The organism is Methylobacterium tarhaniae (assembly GCF_001043955.1).
GTDB classification, from domain to species: domain Bacteria; phylum Pseudomonadota; class Alphaproteobacteria; order Rhizobiales; family Beijerinckiaceae; genus Methylobacterium; species Methylobacterium tarhaniae.
In genome coordinates this window covers 1-581 of the sequence record NZ_LABZ01000405.1, presented here as the reverse complement: position 1 = coordinate 581, position 581 = coordinate 1, and the positions used below count along the sequence as shown (strand labels likewise).

Here is a 581-nt window from a genome sequence, read left to right as displayed (position 1 = left end):
ACCTATACCGGCGGCCTCGGCTTCGGCTTCAAGTGGAACATGGGGTGGATGCACGACACCCTGCGCTTCATCTCGAAGGAGCCGGTGCATCGCCGCTACCACCACCACGACCTGACCTTCGGGCTGCTCTACGCCTTCTCGGAGAACTTCATCCTGCCCCTGTCCCACGACGAGGTGGTGCACGGGAAGGGGTCGCTGCTCGGCAAGATGCCGGGTGACCGCTGGCAGAAATTCGCGAACCTGCGCGCCTATTTCGGCTTCATGTGGGGGCATCCGGGCAAGAAGCTGCTGTTCATGGGCGGCGAGTTCGGCCAGGAGCGGGAGTGGAACCACAACCAGAGCCTCGACTGGCACCTGCTCGACGACCCGCTCCATGCCGGCCTGAAGGCCCTGGTGCGTGACCTCAACCACCTCTACGTCGCGACCCCGGCGCTCCATGAGCGCGACACGGAAGCCGCCGGCTTCCAATGGCTGGTCTCGGACGACGCCGAGAACAACGTCATCGCCTGGGCCCGCAAGGGCCGCGCGCCGGGCGAGATCGCGGTCGTGGTGTCGAACTTCACGCCGGTGCCGCGCCACGG

The 581-nt window shown here is 66.4% G+C and carries 1 protein-coding gene; it reads left to right on the top strand.

The window, feature by feature from the left end:
* Positions 1 to 581, top strand: a 581-nt coding sequence (locus VQ03_RS30295; RefSeq protein ID WP_048454650.1) for an alpha amylase C-terminal domain-containing protein, incomplete at both ends; no start/stop codon positions are given.